General features: G+C 30.2%; 16 protein-coding genes. 14 read left to right on the forward strand and 2 right to left on the reverse strand.

Features of this window, described 5'->3' with window-relative positions; all coding sequences use genetic code 11:
* From HSX10_RS00735 to HSX10_RS00745, 3 genes are all read left to right on the forward strand, one after another.
* Positions 1-1,821, forward strand: coding sequence for a M56 family metallopeptidase (locus tag HSX10_RS00735; RefSeq protein ID WP_173586283.1), 1,821 nt, complete (start codon positions 1-3; stop codon positions 1,819-1,821).
* A 9-nt stretch (positions 1,822-1,830) separates the two neighbouring features.
* A complete protein-coding gene (locus HSX10_RS00740) occupies positions 1,831-2,961 on the forward strand; it encodes a tetratricopeptide repeat protein (protein WP_173586284.1) in 1,131 nt (376 codons plus the stop codon).
* A 110-nt stretch (positions 2,962-3,071) separates the two neighbouring features.
* Positions 3,072-3,551 (forward strand): hypothetical protein, encoded by a 480-nt coding sequence (locus HSX10_RS00745; RefSeq protein WP_173586285.1) that lies wholly within the window; start codon positions 3,072-3,074, stop codon positions 3,549-3,551.
* A gap of 2 nt (positions 3,552-3,553) precedes the next feature.
* Here HSX10_RS00745 and HSX10_RS00750 read toward each other — a convergent pair whose 3' ends face one another.
* Together HSX10_RS00750 and HSX10_RS00755 are read right to left on the reverse strand one after the other, a co-directional pair.
* Positions 3,554-4,687: a glycosyltransferase family 2 protein gene (locus tag HSX10_RS00750; protein ID WP_173586286.1), complete on the reverse strand. Its 1,134-nt coding sequence runs from the start codon at positions 4,685-4,687 to the stop codon at positions 3,554-3,556.
* Positions 4,687-5,655, reverse strand: a complete 969-nt coding sequence (locus HSX10_RS00755; RefSeq protein WP_173586287.1) for a lysylphosphatidylglycerol synthase domain-containing protein — start codon at positions 5,653-5,655, stop codon at positions 4,687-4,689. Before HSX10_RS00755 ends, HSX10_RS00750 begins: the two co-directional genes overlap by 1 nt.
* A 27-nt stretch (positions 5,656-5,682) precedes the next feature.
* Between HSX10_RS00755 and HSX10_RS00760 the strand changes: the two genes are divergently transcribed.
* From HSX10_RS00760 to HSX10_RS00810, 11 genes are all read left to right on the forward strand, one after another.
* Positions 5,683-6,321, forward strand: a complete 639-nt coding sequence (locus HSX10_RS00760; RefSeq protein WP_173586288.1) for a cell envelope biogenesis protein OmpA — start codon at positions 5,683-5,685, stop codon at positions 6,319-6,321.
* A gap of 3 nt (positions 6,322-6,324) precedes the next feature.
* On the forward strand, positions 6,325-6,879 hold the full coding sequence (gene ruvC, locus HSX10_RS00765; RefSeq protein WP_173586289.1) for a crossover junction endodeoxyribonuclease RuvC: 555 nt from the start codon (positions 6,325-6,327) through the stop codon (positions 6,877-6,879).
* 107 nt (positions 6,880-6,986) lie between these two features.
* Positions 6,987-8,114 carry a radical SAM family heme chaperone HemW gene (gene hemW / locus HSX10_RS00770; RefSeq protein WP_173586290.1) on the forward strand — a complete coding sequence of 376 codons (1,128 nt, stop codon included), beginning with the start codon at positions 6,987-6,989 and terminating at the stop codon, positions 8,112-8,114.
* Positions 8,115-8,218: 104 nt separating this feature from the next.
* Positions 8,219-8,968 carry a cyclase family protein gene (locus tag HSX10_RS00775; RefSeq protein ID WP_173586291.1) on the forward strand — a complete coding sequence of 250 codons (750 nt, stop codon included), beginning with the start codon at positions 8,219-8,221 and terminating at the stop codon, positions 8,966-8,968.
* Positions 8,969-9,016: 48 nt separating this feature from the next.
* Complete coding sequence (locus tag HSX10_RS00780) at positions 9,017-9,625, forward strand: DUF4230 domain-containing protein (protein WP_173586292.1); 609 nt, start codon at positions 9,017-9,019, stop codon at positions 9,623-9,625.
* Between the two features lie 12 nt (positions 9,626-9,637).
* A complete protein-coding gene (locus tag HSX10_RS00785; protein ID WP_173586293.1) occupies positions 9,638-10,000 on the forward strand; it encodes an MmcQ/YjbR family DNA-binding protein in 363 nt (120 codons plus the stop codon).
* Positions 10,001-10,204: 204 nt separating this feature from the next.
* The gene (locus HSX10_RS00790; RefSeq protein ID WP_173586294.1) at positions 10,205-10,615 is read left to right on the forward strand and encodes a response regulator; all 411 of its coding nucleotides are present in this window, start codon (positions 10,205-10,207) and stop codon (positions 10,613-10,615) included.
* Positions 10,615-11,157 (forward strand): heme NO-binding domain-containing protein, encoded by a 543-nt coding sequence (locus tag HSX10_RS00795; protein WP_173586297.1) that lies wholly within the window; start codon positions 10,615-10,617, stop codon positions 11,155-11,157. The genes HSX10_RS00790 and HSX10_RS00795 overlap by 1 nt, the downstream gene beginning before the upstream one ends.
* Positions 11,154-13,496, forward strand: coding sequence for a PAS domain-containing sensor histidine kinase (locus HSX10_RS00800; protein WP_173586298.1), 2,343 nt, complete (start codon positions 11,154-11,156; stop codon positions 13,494-13,496). The genes HSX10_RS00795 and HSX10_RS00800 overlap by 4 nt, the downstream gene beginning before the upstream one ends.
* 2 nt (positions 13,497-13,498) lie before the next feature.
* On the forward strand, positions 13,499-14,632 hold the full coding sequence (locus HSX10_RS00805) for an FIST signal transduction protein (protein WP_173586299.1): 1,134 nt from the start codon (positions 13,499-13,501) through the stop codon (positions 14,630-14,632).
* Positions 14,632-15,681: a sensor histidine kinase gene (locus HSX10_RS00810; RefSeq protein ID WP_173586300.1), complete on the forward strand. Its 1,050-nt coding sequence runs from the start codon at positions 14,632-14,634 to the stop codon at positions 15,679-15,681. The genes HSX10_RS00805 and HSX10_RS00810 overlap by 1 nt, the downstream gene beginning before the upstream one ends.

Here is a 15,681-nt window from a genome sequence, read left to right on the forward strand (position 1 = left end):
ATGCTTTATACAATACTTCAAATTATTGCATTTCAAGCCTTGTTTTTATTGGTTTACGATTTGTTTTTAAAACGAGAAACCTTCTTTAATTATAATAGAGCGTATTTAATGTTGACTTCCGTTTTGTCACTCATTTTGCCTTTTGTAAAGTTCCCGACATTGAAAAAACTGGCCACTAAAGATATGGTAATTCATTTACCCGAAGTTTTTATAGGGGCTAAAACACCAACGGCTTATGATATTCAAATAGCAGAACAAGTCGGTATCATTTTAGAGCAACCAAAAACCCCAATTTGGCAAATTGTAGCACTTTCTGGAATTGGAATTGCAACACTCATTTTTCTTATTAAAATAACCAAATTATACTGGGTAAAATATAAAAATCCAAAACGTTGGAAAGGTAATGTTCTTATTGTTAATTTAATAAAGAGTAATGAGGCTTATTCGTTTTTCAATACCATATTTTTAGGAGAACGTATTTCTGAAAGTGAAAAATCAACCATTTACGAACATGAAATGGTACATATTAAAGAACTACACTCTTTAGATTTATTATTTTTTGAATTGCTACGCATCATTTTTTGGTTTAATCCACTAGTATATATCTACCAAAATAGAATTAAAGAATTACACGAATATATTGCTGATGCCAAAGCTGTAAAACAAAGCGGGAAATCGGAATATTATAAAAGTTTACTCAATCAGGTTTTAGATGTTAATCAGGCGTCTTTTACCAATGCATTTTTCAATACATCATTAATCAAAAAACGAATCGCTATGTTACAAAAATCAAAATCAAAACAACTTCATCTTATTAAGTATGCCTTATTAATTCCTATGTTATTTGGAATGTTAATTTATACCTCTACTGAAGTTAGAGCGCAGGAGAAAACAACGGAACAAGTTGTTGACCAAGAATTGACTGAAGCAGAGTTGGTGAAAAAGTATTATGATGAATTTGGAGCAATGAAAAAAAATGGCTCTAGCTTTTTTGAAATTTCAGATTATGCAGGATTTAGTAAGGGTAAGACAATCAAATATTTAATGTCAAAAAAAGAGTTTTTGAAAATGAAAGCATTTTTGATTTATCTTTCAGAAGATGATATTAGAAACAAATATGAAGGGGGTACTTTAACTCAGGTTGATATTGATGGATCAAAATTTATGAGTATGGATAAATTCAAAACTTATGAAGAATTTAAAGCTTTTAAAAACACAAAAGAACAAAAAGAACGTTGGGAGTTATATGGACAAGAAGGAGTTTTAAAATTATTTGTTGAAGATGTTGCGGATAAAACAAAAGAAGAAACTAAACGCTATAATGCTTATTTGAAGCAATTAGAAAACGATGATTCATTTAATAAATTAGTGGTTACAGATGGTAGGTCAACTTTAGTGTTAGATTCTTATATTTCACAAGAGGGAGAAGAGGTAATTAAGTACGAAATAGCAGAAGTCCCATTTTCAGTAGTCGATGAAAGCCCAACAACTGTAGATTGTGAAGATTTAGAAAGCAATGAAGATCGAAAAAACTGTTTTAATAATTTTGTGAATAAGCACATTGCTAAAAACTTTAATACAAGTATAGGTGATAGTCTAAGTCAAGGGAGAAAACGTGTTTTTGTTCAGTTTAAAATTGATACCAATGGGACTGTTAAACATATTGTTGCTAGAGGTCCAAGTCCAGAATTAGAGGAAGAAGCCAAACGTGTTTTAGAGATGTTACCTCAGTTTATTCCTGGAAAACAAAAAGGGAAATTGGTTGTAGTGCCTTTTTCTGTGCCCATTGTTTTTCAAATTCATGATTCTAAAAAAGACTAATTACTGCTTATGAAATTAATTTTAGGGTTCTTGTGTTGTGTTTTTGTGATCCATTTAAATGCTCAAAATATAAAAGCGGAAGCAGATCATCTTTATGTGAATGGTAATTTTTCCAAAGCCATTGAGACCTATAAATCTCTTAAAAATTTAGATGTTGTTTATGATGATATAGCTAAGGCTTATATTGCTATTGGTAACTATGATGAAGCCTTAGATTATTATGATAAAGCTGTGACAGCTAATGAAGATAATCTTTTAATAAAGTATGAATTTGCAAAACTTTTAGCACGTACTAAAAAGTATAAGGAAGCCAATTTGTTATTCGCTAATTTAATTACGTCAGACATTCTAAACCCTAATTACCATTACGAGTTGGGTATTGTTTTAGAAAAGCAAAAAGACACTGCGGCTTTAGAGCAATTTATAAAAACATTTGAACTTGATGAAACGCACCAAAAAGCTATTTTTAAAATTGCGAAACATCATTTAATAAAACGGAACTTTATAGAAACTCATGGTTATATAGATCGCGGATTAGAAAGTTATAAAAATAACGTAAAACTAATAAGTTTAAAAGCACAAGCTTATTATCATCAAGAATATTATTCACAAGCTGTTGTATGGTTTCAAAAATTACTTGATTTAGGTGAGAAATCTGAATTTATTTATGAAAAATTGAGTTTGTCTTTTGCGCAAAATTCGGATTATATAGAAGCTATTAATTACCGAAAAAAAGCTTTAAAATATAGTCCGAATGATGCCAATGCAATGTTTGTAATTGCTGGTTATTATGAAAAATTAAACAATTTTGAAAAGGCAGAAGAATTTATGACTAAATCTTTACAATTAAAAGATCTTCCGCTTTCAGATGAATATCAACGATTAGGCACAATTTTAAATCGTCAGAAAAAGTACGAAGCAGCCATTAAAACATTTCAAAAATCCTTAAAAGAAGATCCTTCTAATATGGTTACGGAATTCTATCTGTTAAGAACCAAAGACGAATATTACGCTGATATTGATGCAAAAATTAGAGCGTATGAGAAGTTTGTAGAAAAACATAAAGAAAATCCGTTTGTTAGGTTTTCAGAATCTAGATTAAAAGAATTAAAGCAAGAAAAGTTTTTAGCTGAAAATTAATATTGTAATTATGAAGTAGAAGGTGTCTTCATAGTTGATTTTAAATGCGTTGTGGTCTATGCGGTATATTCTAGAAAATATTTGTACTTTTCGGTGTTAGAACTGTATTAATGAAACAAATTGTTTGTCTTTTACTCTTATTTTTCACAATGATCTCTTGTGATTATTTCGACAAGAAGAAAGTCTATACCGAAGATTTGCTAGAGGAAGAATTGCAAACCTTTAATTGGAATGAGGTTGATGCTTACCCAACATTTACAAGTTGCGATTCTATGTCTGCAAAAGAAGATCGTAAAATCTGTTTTCAAAATACTTTAATAACCAATGTTAATCAATATTTAGCGCATCAAAATCTTGTTGTATCTAAAGATGTTAGCGATACTATAGTACTTAAAATAATTATAGATTATAATGGTAAATTAGAAGTAGAATCGATAGCTATAAAACCTGAGACGGTTAGTGAAATCCCTGAAATTGATAGTTTATTACGTCAGAGTTTAAAAACTATTCCAAAAATTTATCCAGCAATAAAAAGAGGTCAACAAGTGACTACGGCTTTTGAGTTTCCTGTTAATGTAAATATTAATTAAGTTTACTTTTTAAAGTTCCTGCCTTTCCATTCATAAGTTTTAAAGAAAGATAAAAAGGCAACACTCACATTAAAAATGGGATATAGTATAATAGAAAATAGATAAGAAAGTAATAAGTTATCTTGCCTAAAAAAACGTGTTGTTTTAAATAGTAATAAAAAATCGATGCTAAATTTTATAACTAATAAAGCGATTATTGTTTGTGATGATGAATAGTTGAAAATAAGCGAAATAATTAATCCTAAAAAAACAAGATTACCAAGTAAGACAATCAATCCAACTAATTTTGAAAACCAAAAATTATAACGACTAGCTTTAGAGGCCCAACGGATACGTTGATGCACTAGGTTTTTAAGATTTTCAGCCGGATTTGTAGTTACTATAGCTGTTTTTGCTTTTAAATAACTTACTTTTTTTGAGTCGTGTTTAATAAATTTTTCAAGTAGAAACATATCGTCACCACTCGCAATTCCATCATTACCTTCAAAACCTTTAACGGATTTAAATTCCGATTTTTTATAAGCGAAATTCGCACCATTACACATAAAGGCCTTATCAATACCAAAACCACCAATTGTAGCACCTTGTAAACTCAAAAAATCTAAAGTTTGAAAACGATTTAAAAACGAATTCTCACCGTGATAAGTTACAGGGGCAACAATACAATTTGGTTTTTCTGTTTGAATACTTTCATCAAAAGTATCAAGCCAATATTGTGGTAATACACAATCAGCATCCGTTGTAACAATCCAATTATAATTAGAAACTTTAATCGCTGAGGTTATAGCATCTTTTTTAGGGGAATTTGATGTTCGTTCGTTTTTAATAATCCTAATATTATCAATGGTAGAATTTGAAGCTAGAATTTTTTCAATAATTAACACCGATTCATCATTAGAGTCATCATTTACCAAAATAATTTCAAATAATGATTTAGGATAATTCAGGTTTGAAATAGAGGTTAATAAATCGGGAAGATTCTCAGCCTCATTTCTAAAAGGAATAACAACAGAGAATTTAGTTTTAGATTCTAAATTTTGAAGTTTAAAATCTTTTACTTTATCAAAGCCGTAAGTCAATAACCCTATAATAATAAGATAAGTTATCGTAATAAATATGGCGATTAATAGCAGCATTATTCTACTGGTTTAGGGAGCTTAAAATTAATAACAAAGTAACTTCCTGAAATACTTGGTAGTACAAAATTGAATAACCACATAAGTGTTGTGATGGTTAAAATTGTAAGTTCATTTACATTTAAGAAACTAAATAAAAAGACAGCTATACTACCTTTTATTACAAAGTCGAAAATAGAAATGGCTGGTATTATTGAAGTTAATAAATACATGCTTGTAATTACAGTCATGGCTTCAAAATAGCTAATTTCAATCCTAAAAACAATCAATAAATAATAAAATTGAGATGAAAATAAAATATATCTAAGTAGCGAGTATAAAATATTTGTTAGATGTGTTTTTAAGCTAATCGATTTTAAGAAAATAATAACAGAGCGGAAAGAAAATCCTTTAATTTTAAAATGGTTCTGCTTTGTTAAAAAAAGTAAAAGTAAACCAATCAATAATACAATCACACTATATTGTAAGACTGTATAATAATTGATTTTTATTGAATACCGATTGATAAAAAACAATAAGCCAATACAACCTAATAGTGTTGTTATGATCATTTGTGCTAAATTCCCAAGAAGGTTTAATAGTACAATTTTTGTTCTAAACGGTTTTGTGTAGTACATCGCTTTTGCACCATATTCGCCAATTCGGTTTGGAGTAATTAACGATGCTGTGAGTCCACCTAAACTTTGTTCGGTAGCTTGGTGTATAGAAATTGGTTTTATTGACTTTACAAGGTTTTTCCATTTTAGAATTTCAAAAAACCAATTAAAAAAGCTTAAAAGGATTAAAAAAGTGATGGTTTTGAATGAAAATGATTCGTATTTGTCTAAAAAAGTAATAAATGCACTAAATTGTAAGTTTTTGTTTTCAGTCAGTTTAATGTAGATAAAATAAAAAGCAGCAACTACAATACTCAATTTAAAGAGTAAAAGCAATAATTGCTTAGTTTTGTAGTGTTTAATGAGATTCATATTGCAAATAAAATCAAAAACTTACAGATGCAACACGCTTTTAAAAAATACATTTTCTTTTTTGGTATTGTTTTTATAACATTCAGTAGTCAGGCACAATATGGCAACACGGCTAAATGGAAAGCTCTTTTTGCAGTTGGCCTCAACTATCCTACAACAGATGGTTTTGTAAATGGGTCTTATGCCAAATCGGTGAATTTTCCAACTGTAAATTTAGGAATTCAACATATGCTTACTAATCGCTATGGTGTAAAATTAGATTACGGATTTAATCGTTTTAAAAACTCGAGTGATACACCAGATTTTAAGATTAACTACTCTAGGATCAACGCACAATTTGTATTTGACCCAACGGAATATATTGGGTTTGTGCCCATGCGCATGCGTACTATTTTGCATGCAGGTCCTGGTATAAGTTTTGTGAAGCCATTAGGAACTTTAGGAGATAATAAGCAGACCTATGCTAATCTTTTAGGTGGTTTAGAGTTGCATTATGCTATTAACGAAAAAGTTTCTGTTTACACCGATGTTGCTTATATCTATGGCTTAACATCTTTAGATGATTATAATCCGGCCTCAACAGGTCTAGGTGCTTTTAACGGTAGTGTTTTTAACCTTACCTTTGGCTTGGCGGTTTCTTTAGATGGCTGCCGATACTGTAACTAAAGCATGAGTAAAGAAAAAATTATTTTAGGAATTGATCCTGGGACTACAATTATGGGTTTTGGACTCATAAAAGTTGTGGGTAAAAAAATGGAGTTTTTACAATTAAATGAACTGATGCTTAAAAAGTATGACGATCATTATTTAAAACTCAAGCTTATTTTTGAGCGCACCGTAGAACTCATAGATACGTATCATCCAGATGAAATAGCGATTGAAGCCCCTTTCTTTGGGAAAAATGTACAAAGTATGTTGAAGTTAGGAAGGGCACAAGGTGTGGCTATGGCTGCAGGTTTGTCACGCGAAGTTTCTATTACGGAGTACGCCCCAAAAAAGATTAAAATGGCAATTACCGGAAACGGAAATGCAAGTAAGGAGCAAGTGGCTAAAATGTTGCAAAGTATGCTGGGTTTAAAAACCATACCTAAAAATCTAGATTCAATGGATGGATTAGCAGCTGCGGTTTGTCATTTTTATAATGAAGGACGTGTAGAAGTTGGTAAAAGTTATTCTGGATGGGGTGCTTTTGTAAAACAGAATGAAGATCGTGTAAAGAAATAACTGTTTGTTATTACAGCGAAGGCAAGAATCTTCAAGTTAAAATAATTCCTCTAATTTATAAGATGTGCTAAGTTAACAGCTTGGTCGATTTATAATACAAAAACGAAATGGCAGGCATATACATTCACATACCATTCTGCAAGCAAGCATGTCATTATTGCGACTTTCATTTTTCTACTTCTATGAAGAAAAAAGATGAATTGATAGCTGCATTAGCTAAAGAATTAGAACTTCGAAAATCGGAATTTGAAGCGATAACCGTTGAAACTATTTATTTTGGAGGCGGAACCCCTTCTGTCTTATCAAATAGTGAAATACAGTTTGTTATTGATGCCGTTTACCAACATTACACGGTTTCTGAAAACCCAGAAATAACCCTAGAAGCTAACCCAGATGATTTATCTAAAGAACGCATTATTGCACTTTCTAAAAGCCAAATTAATCGCTTATCTATAGGAATTCAATCCTTCTTTGAAGCCGATTTAAAACTGATGAATCGTGCACATAATGCAGAAGAAGCTAAAGCGTGTTTAGAAGAAGCAACAAAACATTTTGACAATATATCTCTAGATTTAATTTACGGAATCCCTAATGCTTCAAACGCGCAATGGTTAGCAAATATAGAGATGGCTCTTGGTTTTAATGTGCCGCATATTTCTAGTTATGCTTTAACTGTAGAGCCTAAAACGGCATTGGCTTCCTTCATAAAAAAAGGAATTATTGACAATGTAGATGATGAGCAAGCGCATGAGCAGTTTCATATTTTAAAAGATAAATTGGAAGCATCAGGATTTGTTCATTACGAACTTTCTAATTTTGGAAAAGAAGGCTATTTCAGTAAAAATAATTCAGCTTATTGGCAAGGTAAATCTTATTTAGGAATAGGACCTTCTGCACATTCTTTTAATGGAAAACAGCGTGGTTGGAACGTGAAAAACAATTCAAAATACATTAAATCTATAGAGGCTAACCAATTACCAATTGAGATAGAAACCCTTACTAAAACAGATCAGTATAACGAATATGTTATGACGGGTCTTAGAACAATTTGGGGTGTGTCTATTGAGAAAGTAACTGAAGATTTTGGTTTAGACTCTAAAAATTATTTACTTAAACAAGCAGATATTTTTATAAAGCAAGAGTTATTATACATAGATGAAGGCTATATCCGTGTCACAAAAAAAGGTCAATTTTTATGCGATGGTATTGCATCTGAGTTGTTTAACCTTAACTAGTCTCAGAATCTTTTAATTTAAGATTAAATTGAAGTAATTTTGTGGTAATACAATTCAAATTATATTAAAAAAGTTCCTGAAATATTGGTATAAATTAAGCAAAAATGATAGCAACAATACAATACAACTCAAGGAAATTAAAAGTAGATTTAAAACAACCTTTAGATATCTCAATACCTTTAACAAGTGAAGATACCAACGTTAATGCTTGGTATTTAGCTCCTCCTAAAATTGAACCAGCAGTTATAGATGGTGACATAATTAGTGTTGCTAACGGTGCTGTAGTGAATTTTAATACCATCACTTTTAATCCGCATTCTCACGGAACACATACGGAAACTGTTGGGCATATCACAGAAAAGTTTTACTCCATTAATAAACATTTAAAACAGTTTTTCTTTTTAGCTGAAGTGATAACTGTTGCTCCTGAAAAATTAGGAGATGATTATGTGATTTCTAAAAAGCAATTACAGTTTGCGTTAGGTAATAAAAAACGAGAGGCTATAGTGATTAGAACAATGCCAAATATGCGCGATAAATTATCGAGACAATATTCTAATACTAACCCTACTTATTTATTGGAAGAATCTGCTAATTATTTAAAATCTAAAGACATTAAACACCTTTTAATAGATTTACCAAGTGTAGATAAGGAGCAAGATGGAGGAGAGCTTTTAGCGCATAATGCATTTTGGAATACGAGTGGTAAATTGCGTTTAGATGCTACAATTACAGAACTCATTTATGTGTCTAATAAAATAGAAGATGGTGAGTATATGCTTAATTTGCAAATTGCACCATTTGAGAATGATGCCAGTCCTAGTAAGCCTGTTTTGTATAAAGTTATAGAATAATAACTTGTGACATATTCGTTTATTTAGTGTCATATATTTAAATAAATTATGGAAACTTTTTTTATAATCATCATCAGTGTTCTTGTCACTTTAGGATTGGTTACAATCTATAAAGCATGGAAAACTAAAAAAGAAACTAATGAGCAATCAGTTTTACTTTTAGATAAAATAAAGCGTGTTTGTAAATTTGTTACGGTAGAAGGTGATTTTGCTGAAATTTACCATTATGAAGACGTAAAAGCTAAGTTTTTAAAACTAATATCTAGTCGTAAAAAGGCTTTAGTTGTTATTAATGCTAAAGCTTATGTTGGATTTGATTTAAGTAAAATTGAAATGAGTTCTAATGCTAAAACAAAAACAGTTGTTTTGTCTCATTTTCCGCAACCCGAAGTATTATCTATAGAAAGTAATATTAATTATTACGATAAAAGTGATGGTATGTTTAATCGGTTTGAAGCTGCCGATTTAACAGATCTACATGTTAAGGCAAAGGCTCATATTATGGCTAAAGTGCCAGAAAGTGGACTCTTTAATGTGGCAAAGCAAGAAGCCTTAGAGGCCATTCATCTTATTGAAAATTTAGTTGAAACAATTGGGTGGAAGGTAGATTATTCTGCACTTAAAATTGAAGCTGAAGAGAAGAAGAAACTTAACTAAAATCTTCAAATCATGAATATAGAAGATTATAGAAATTACTGCCTAAAGAAAAAAGAAGTTACTGAACATTTTCCTTTTAATGATGATGCGCTTGTATTTAAAGTTTTGGGAAAAATGTTTGCCTTAACATCTTTAAAACGCTGGGAAAACGGAGAAGCATTTATTAATTTAAAATGCGATCCAGAATATGCACAAGAACTTAGAGCAGAATACGATACCATAAGGCCTGGTTATCACATGCATAAAAAGCAATGGAATAGCATTTATATTCAAGAGGGCGAACTTTCAATACAACTTATTAAAGGTTTAATAGATCACTCTTATGATATGGTTGTGAGTGGATTATCAAAAAAGTTAAGAGAAAGTATTAAATAATTAACTTTTTAAATAATTCCAAAAACAACTAAAAAGACTTGAATTTCAGTGTTGTAGAGGGTTTTGGTGTGTTTTAGAAATTCAAATTACCGTTCGTCGATACTTTTTTTCTATCCGTCGACAGTAAATGCTCCTTAACTGATTTATACATTTTAATACCATTAAATAAAGTAGTTTTGCTCTATATTTTAAAATTTAATGTTAATGAAAACCCTCAATATTTTACTTATAGAAGACGATATGATTGAAATTATGAAGCTAAACAGAGCTTCAAGTTCACTTCAATTAAATCATAAAATTACGGAAGCTAATAATGGAGAAGATGCATTAAAATTACTTGAAGATAAAGATAGTTTACCTGATATTATTTTATTAGATTTAAACATGCCAAAAATCAATGGTATAGAATTCTTAAAAATTCTGAAAGCTGATAATAGGTTAAAATATATTCCTACAGTTATTTTAACAACGTCAAACAATCAGAAAGATTTATTAGAATGCTATAAAATAGGGATTGCTGGTTATGTTTTAAAGCCTTTGAAATATGAGGATTATGTTTCTAAAATAGAGAAATTATTATCCTACTGGAGTATTAATGAGTTAATAACAGTTTAATGAAAGGAATTGTTTTTACTGAGTTTTTAGATCTTGTTGAAGATAAGTTTGGATTAGAAATGGTAGATCGAATCATTTCAAGTTCAGAATTAGAATCGGAAGGTGTTTACACCTCTGTTGGTACATACAGTTTTTCAGAAATGTTGCAATTACTTCAACATTTAAGTGAAAACACAGGGGTATCTATTGATAACCTCCTTTTAGTGTATGCTGAACATTTTTTTAGTGTAATAAAACAAAGCTACCCTGGACTTTTAGAAACCTACAAAGATCCTATTGAAATGCTGTCTTCTATAGAAAACCATATTCATATTGAGGTGCGAAAAATTTATCCAGATGCAGAATTACCAACATTCGAAGTTATAGAAAAAACAGAGAATTCACTGGTAATGGATTACAGCTCTAGTAGAGCAATGCATCATTTTGGACTTGGACTGATGAACAAAACGTTCGAGCATTTCAATGCCACAGCAACTATAGAATTAAAAAAAATTAAAGAAGACGGTACTCAGGTAAGATTTATTATCAATAAAAATAAATGAGCCAAGACCAAATCGAATTGCTACAGCGTGCCTTAGAACGAGAAAAGAAAGCTCGCAAAGCCGCTGAAAAAATTCTTGAAGAAAAATCAAGAGAACTCTATCTTACCTCAAATAGATTAGAGAGTCTATTAGACGAAAAATCATCACAACTACAAGGTGTTTTCGAAAATATTATTGATGCTTTTGTCGTGATGAATATCAAAGGAGATATTTTAAAATTTAACGATGCTGCTACTCGATTATTTGGTTATGATGTATCCAGAGAGTCTATAAATGTTTCAAATTTAGTTCATAAAGACGATTTACAATATGCGATGTTGTCTTTTGAAGAATTAAGAACTAAAGGTTTTTTTAAAAATTATGAAGCAAGAGTATACACAAAATCTAAAGAGATTAAATGGGTGCATATCAATGCGAGTTTAGTTTTTGATAAAAACAATAAACCAGTTGCTGCTCAGGGTATTGTTAGAGATATTACACAAGAGAGGCTGTTAAAACAAGAATTTAAAGATCAAAAAAACCAATTGAGTATTATTATAAATAATTCACCAATTGGAATTTCTCTTACCAAAGCCGATTATTCAGGTATTTTACAAATAAATCAGGCACTAATTGATATGCTAGGTTATACGGCAGAAGAATTAATGTCAATGAAGGTTCAGGATATTACGCATCCTGATGATGAAGAATTTTCAAAAGAACTAAGAGATCAACTTTTAAACGGTAAGATTGATAAATTTAATGTAGAAAAAAAATACATAAAAAAAGACGGTAATATTTTTTGGGCAAAAACAAACGTTACAGCTGTTAGAAATAAAGTTGGTGAAATTGATTACCAAGTTGTAACAATTGAAGATGTTTCTAAAGAACGAGAAGCAAAAGAAAAACTAATTGAGTCCGAAAATAGATTAGCCACATTGGTATTAAACTTAGATAGTGGTATTATTTTAGAAGACGAAAATAGAAAAGTTGTATTGACAAACAATAAATTCTGTGAGTTGTTAAATATAAATATACCAATACAAGATTTATATGGCATGGATTGTTCTATAGCAGCAGAACAAAATAAAGTTTTATTTAAAGATCCAGAGGCATTTGTACAACGGATGAATGATATAGATGAAGCTGAAGTAGAGGTGATTGGTGATGAGCTAGAGATGTTAGATGGTAAGATTTTAGAACGTAATTATTTACCAATTATCATAGGAGAAAAATCTAAAGGATTTTTATGGACTTTTACAGATGTAACTTTAAAAAGATCTTATAGTAAAAGTTTAGAGGCACAAAAGCAAAAGTACTACAGCATAATCGCTAATATGAATTTAGGATTAGTTGAAGTTAATAATAAAGAAGAAATATTAATGGTAAATCAGAGTTTCTCAGAAATGTCTGGTTATGCTGAAGATGAGTTGATTGGTAAACATGCTGGCAAAATTTTTAAGACCAGAGAAGCCATAGATATTATTGCAATAGAAAGTGATAAAAGAAAAAAAGGAGAGTCTAATTCATACGAAGTAAAAGTAGAAATTAAAAACGGAGACATTAGATATTGGCTTATAAGTGGTGCTCCAAATTATGATATTAACGGTCATGTTGTTGGTTCTATAGGAGTTCATATAGATATTACAGATTTAAAAAATCTTGAACTTCAGAAAGAGAAGTTGCTTTCTAAACTAGAGAAAAGTAATGATGAGCTTCAAGAATATGCTCATATTGTTTCTCATGATTTAAAATCGCCATTACGAAGTATAGATGCATTAGTAAGCTGGCTTAAAGAAGATAATAAAGGGAAACTAGATGAGATGAGTTTAAGAAATTTTAACCTCATTGAAACTACCTTAGAAAAAATGGAGCAATTAATTTCTGATGTGCTAGATTACTCTAGTATTGGAACAGAAAGAAATTCTTCGGTAGAGGTTGATCTTAATAAAATGTTAGATGATCTTATTACCATACTTTATGTGCCAGAACACATATCAATAAAGGTTTTAAATAAATTACCTGCTATAAAAGGAGATGCTACTAAATTACAGCAGTTATTTCAGAATTTAATTAGTAATGCTATTAAATTTATTGACAAAGAAAAAGGGTTTATAACGATAAACGTTGAAGATTTTAAAAGTCACTACAAGTTCTCAATTCAAGATAATGGCATGGGGATTGACAAACAATTTCATGATAAAATATTTAAAATTTTTCACGCTTTAAATAAAAGTAAAGATTCTACAGGTATAGGATTATCTATTGTTAAAAAAATTGTAGATCTACACGAAGGTCAAATATGGTTAGATAGTCAGTTAAATGTGGGGACTACCTTTTATTTTACTTTAAAAAAATAAAGATGAAGACAATACAGTTAGTAAAGCAAAAAAATAAAGATTGGATTTATATTGGTGAAAATAAAACATTGATAAAACCTTTAGTTTTAGTGTTTGGAGATCGCTATTTATTAGAAGGTTCTACTATTTATCAAGAAATACAAGCTTTATTTCCTGATGGACATATTGTTTTTGGATCTTCTTGTGCTGAAATTTCATCTAATACAGTAAATGAAGATAGTATTACGATTACGGCCATAGAATTTGAAAAAAGCCAATTTTTAATTAAGACTAGTAATGTACTTAATACAGATTTAGATAGTTTTAAGACCGGGAGAGATCTTATTAAACAATTACCATCAGAAGGGTTAAAGTATGTATTTGTTGTATCTGACGGTAGTTTTATTAATGGCAGTGAGTTAACTAAAGGTATGAGTGCTTCTAATAAAGATAATCTGTTAATTACAGGAGGCTTATGTGGGGATGATACTCGTTTTGAAAAAACATTAGCATCGTATAACGAAAACCCAAAAGAAGGAGAAATAGTAGCTATCGGTTTTTATGGAGAAACATTAGAGGTTTCTTTTTCTATTCATGGAGGTTGGACACCTTTTGGTCCAGAACGAATAGTTACAAAAGCTAAAGGAAACATACTTTATGAATTAGACGATTTGCCAGCATTAGATTTGTATAAAAATTATTTAGGCGATAAAGCCAAAGATCTACCAGGAGCAGCATTGTTGTATCCTATGAATGTAAAATCTGATGAAGAGGAGCAGTCTATAGTACGATCAATTCTTAATATCAATGAAGAAGAACACTCGGTTGTTTTAGCAGGAGATATTAAAGAAAACTCTAAAGTGCAATTAATGATGACTAACGTTGATAATATTGCAAATGCATCAGAACGTGCAGCAAAACAAGCTTTGACCAATAGAAAAAACAAACCTGAACTAGCCTTTTTAGTAAGTTGTATTGGTAGAAAATTAGTGCTAGATCAACGTGTAGAAGAAGAGGTAGAAGAGGTTATAGAAGTTTTAGGAGAAGGGGCTACAGTAAGCGGTTTTTACTCCTATGGAGAAATTGCACCTTTTCATGGCGAAACAGCATGTCAGTTACACAATCAGACCATGACTATAACTTTAATGAGTGAATAATGAATTCACTACTTAAAAGACAAATACGAAAATATTTAAGTAAGGATTTAAGTAACAATAAAGACTTAGCGGTGTTTCTTGATGCTATAGATAACTCCTACAATAATTTTGATGAGCAATCTACCATGATTCAAAGGGCGATGTCTATTAGCTCGGATGAATTATTTACAGCCAATAGAAAATTACAAGAAGAGGCAAGAGAGCAAAAAGAATTAATAGACAAGTTGAAAGACGTTATTAATACCCTAAAATTTTATAATATAAAAGAAGAAGAAAAAGCTGATGCTGTAGAATTGTCGGGTTCTGATTTGGTTGATTTTATTGATGATCAAACCAAAGAGATTATTGAAATGAATAAACAAAAAGAAGCCCTTTTAAACGAATTAGCTTATCAAAACCAAGAGTTAAATGATTACGCTCATATGGTATCTCACGATTTAAAATCGCCATTACGTAGTATAGATACTTTAACAACTTGGTTAAAAGAAGATTACCAAGGTGCTTTTGATGCTAATGGAGAGAAGAGTTTAAATCTTATTAGAACTAATGTTCAAAAAATGGATACACTAATAAATGGTATTTTAGAGTATTCAACCATTGGTAAAGATCAAATAGAGGTGTACGATGTAAATCTCAATAAATTATTATTTAATATATTAAGTGTAATAGAAGTTCCGGAGCATATTAAGATTACAAAATCTAACCTACCAACTATTAAAGGTGATAAATATAGATTACAACAGTTATTTCAAAATTTAATAGTAAATGCTATAGTCTATAATGATAAGGAAAATGGCATAATTAAAATAGGAGCAACAGATAGAGGTGATTTTTGGGAGTTTTATGTTGAAGATAATGGTAAAGGTATTGATGAAATTTATTTCAATAAAATTTTTAAAACTTTTGAAAAATTAGAAAATAGACCAGAATCTACAGGAATTGGACTCTCAATTGTTAAAAAAATTGTAGATTTATATGAAGGTGAAATATGGTTGCATTCCAAAATAAATGAGGGTACTACATTTTATTTCACTATAAAAAAACAATAA

The sequence above is a fragment of the Winogradskyella undariae genome, from assembly GCF_013285155.1.
GTDB lineage: Bacteria > Bacteroidota > Bacteroidia > Flavobacteriales > Flavobacteriaceae > Winogradskyella > Winogradskyella undariae.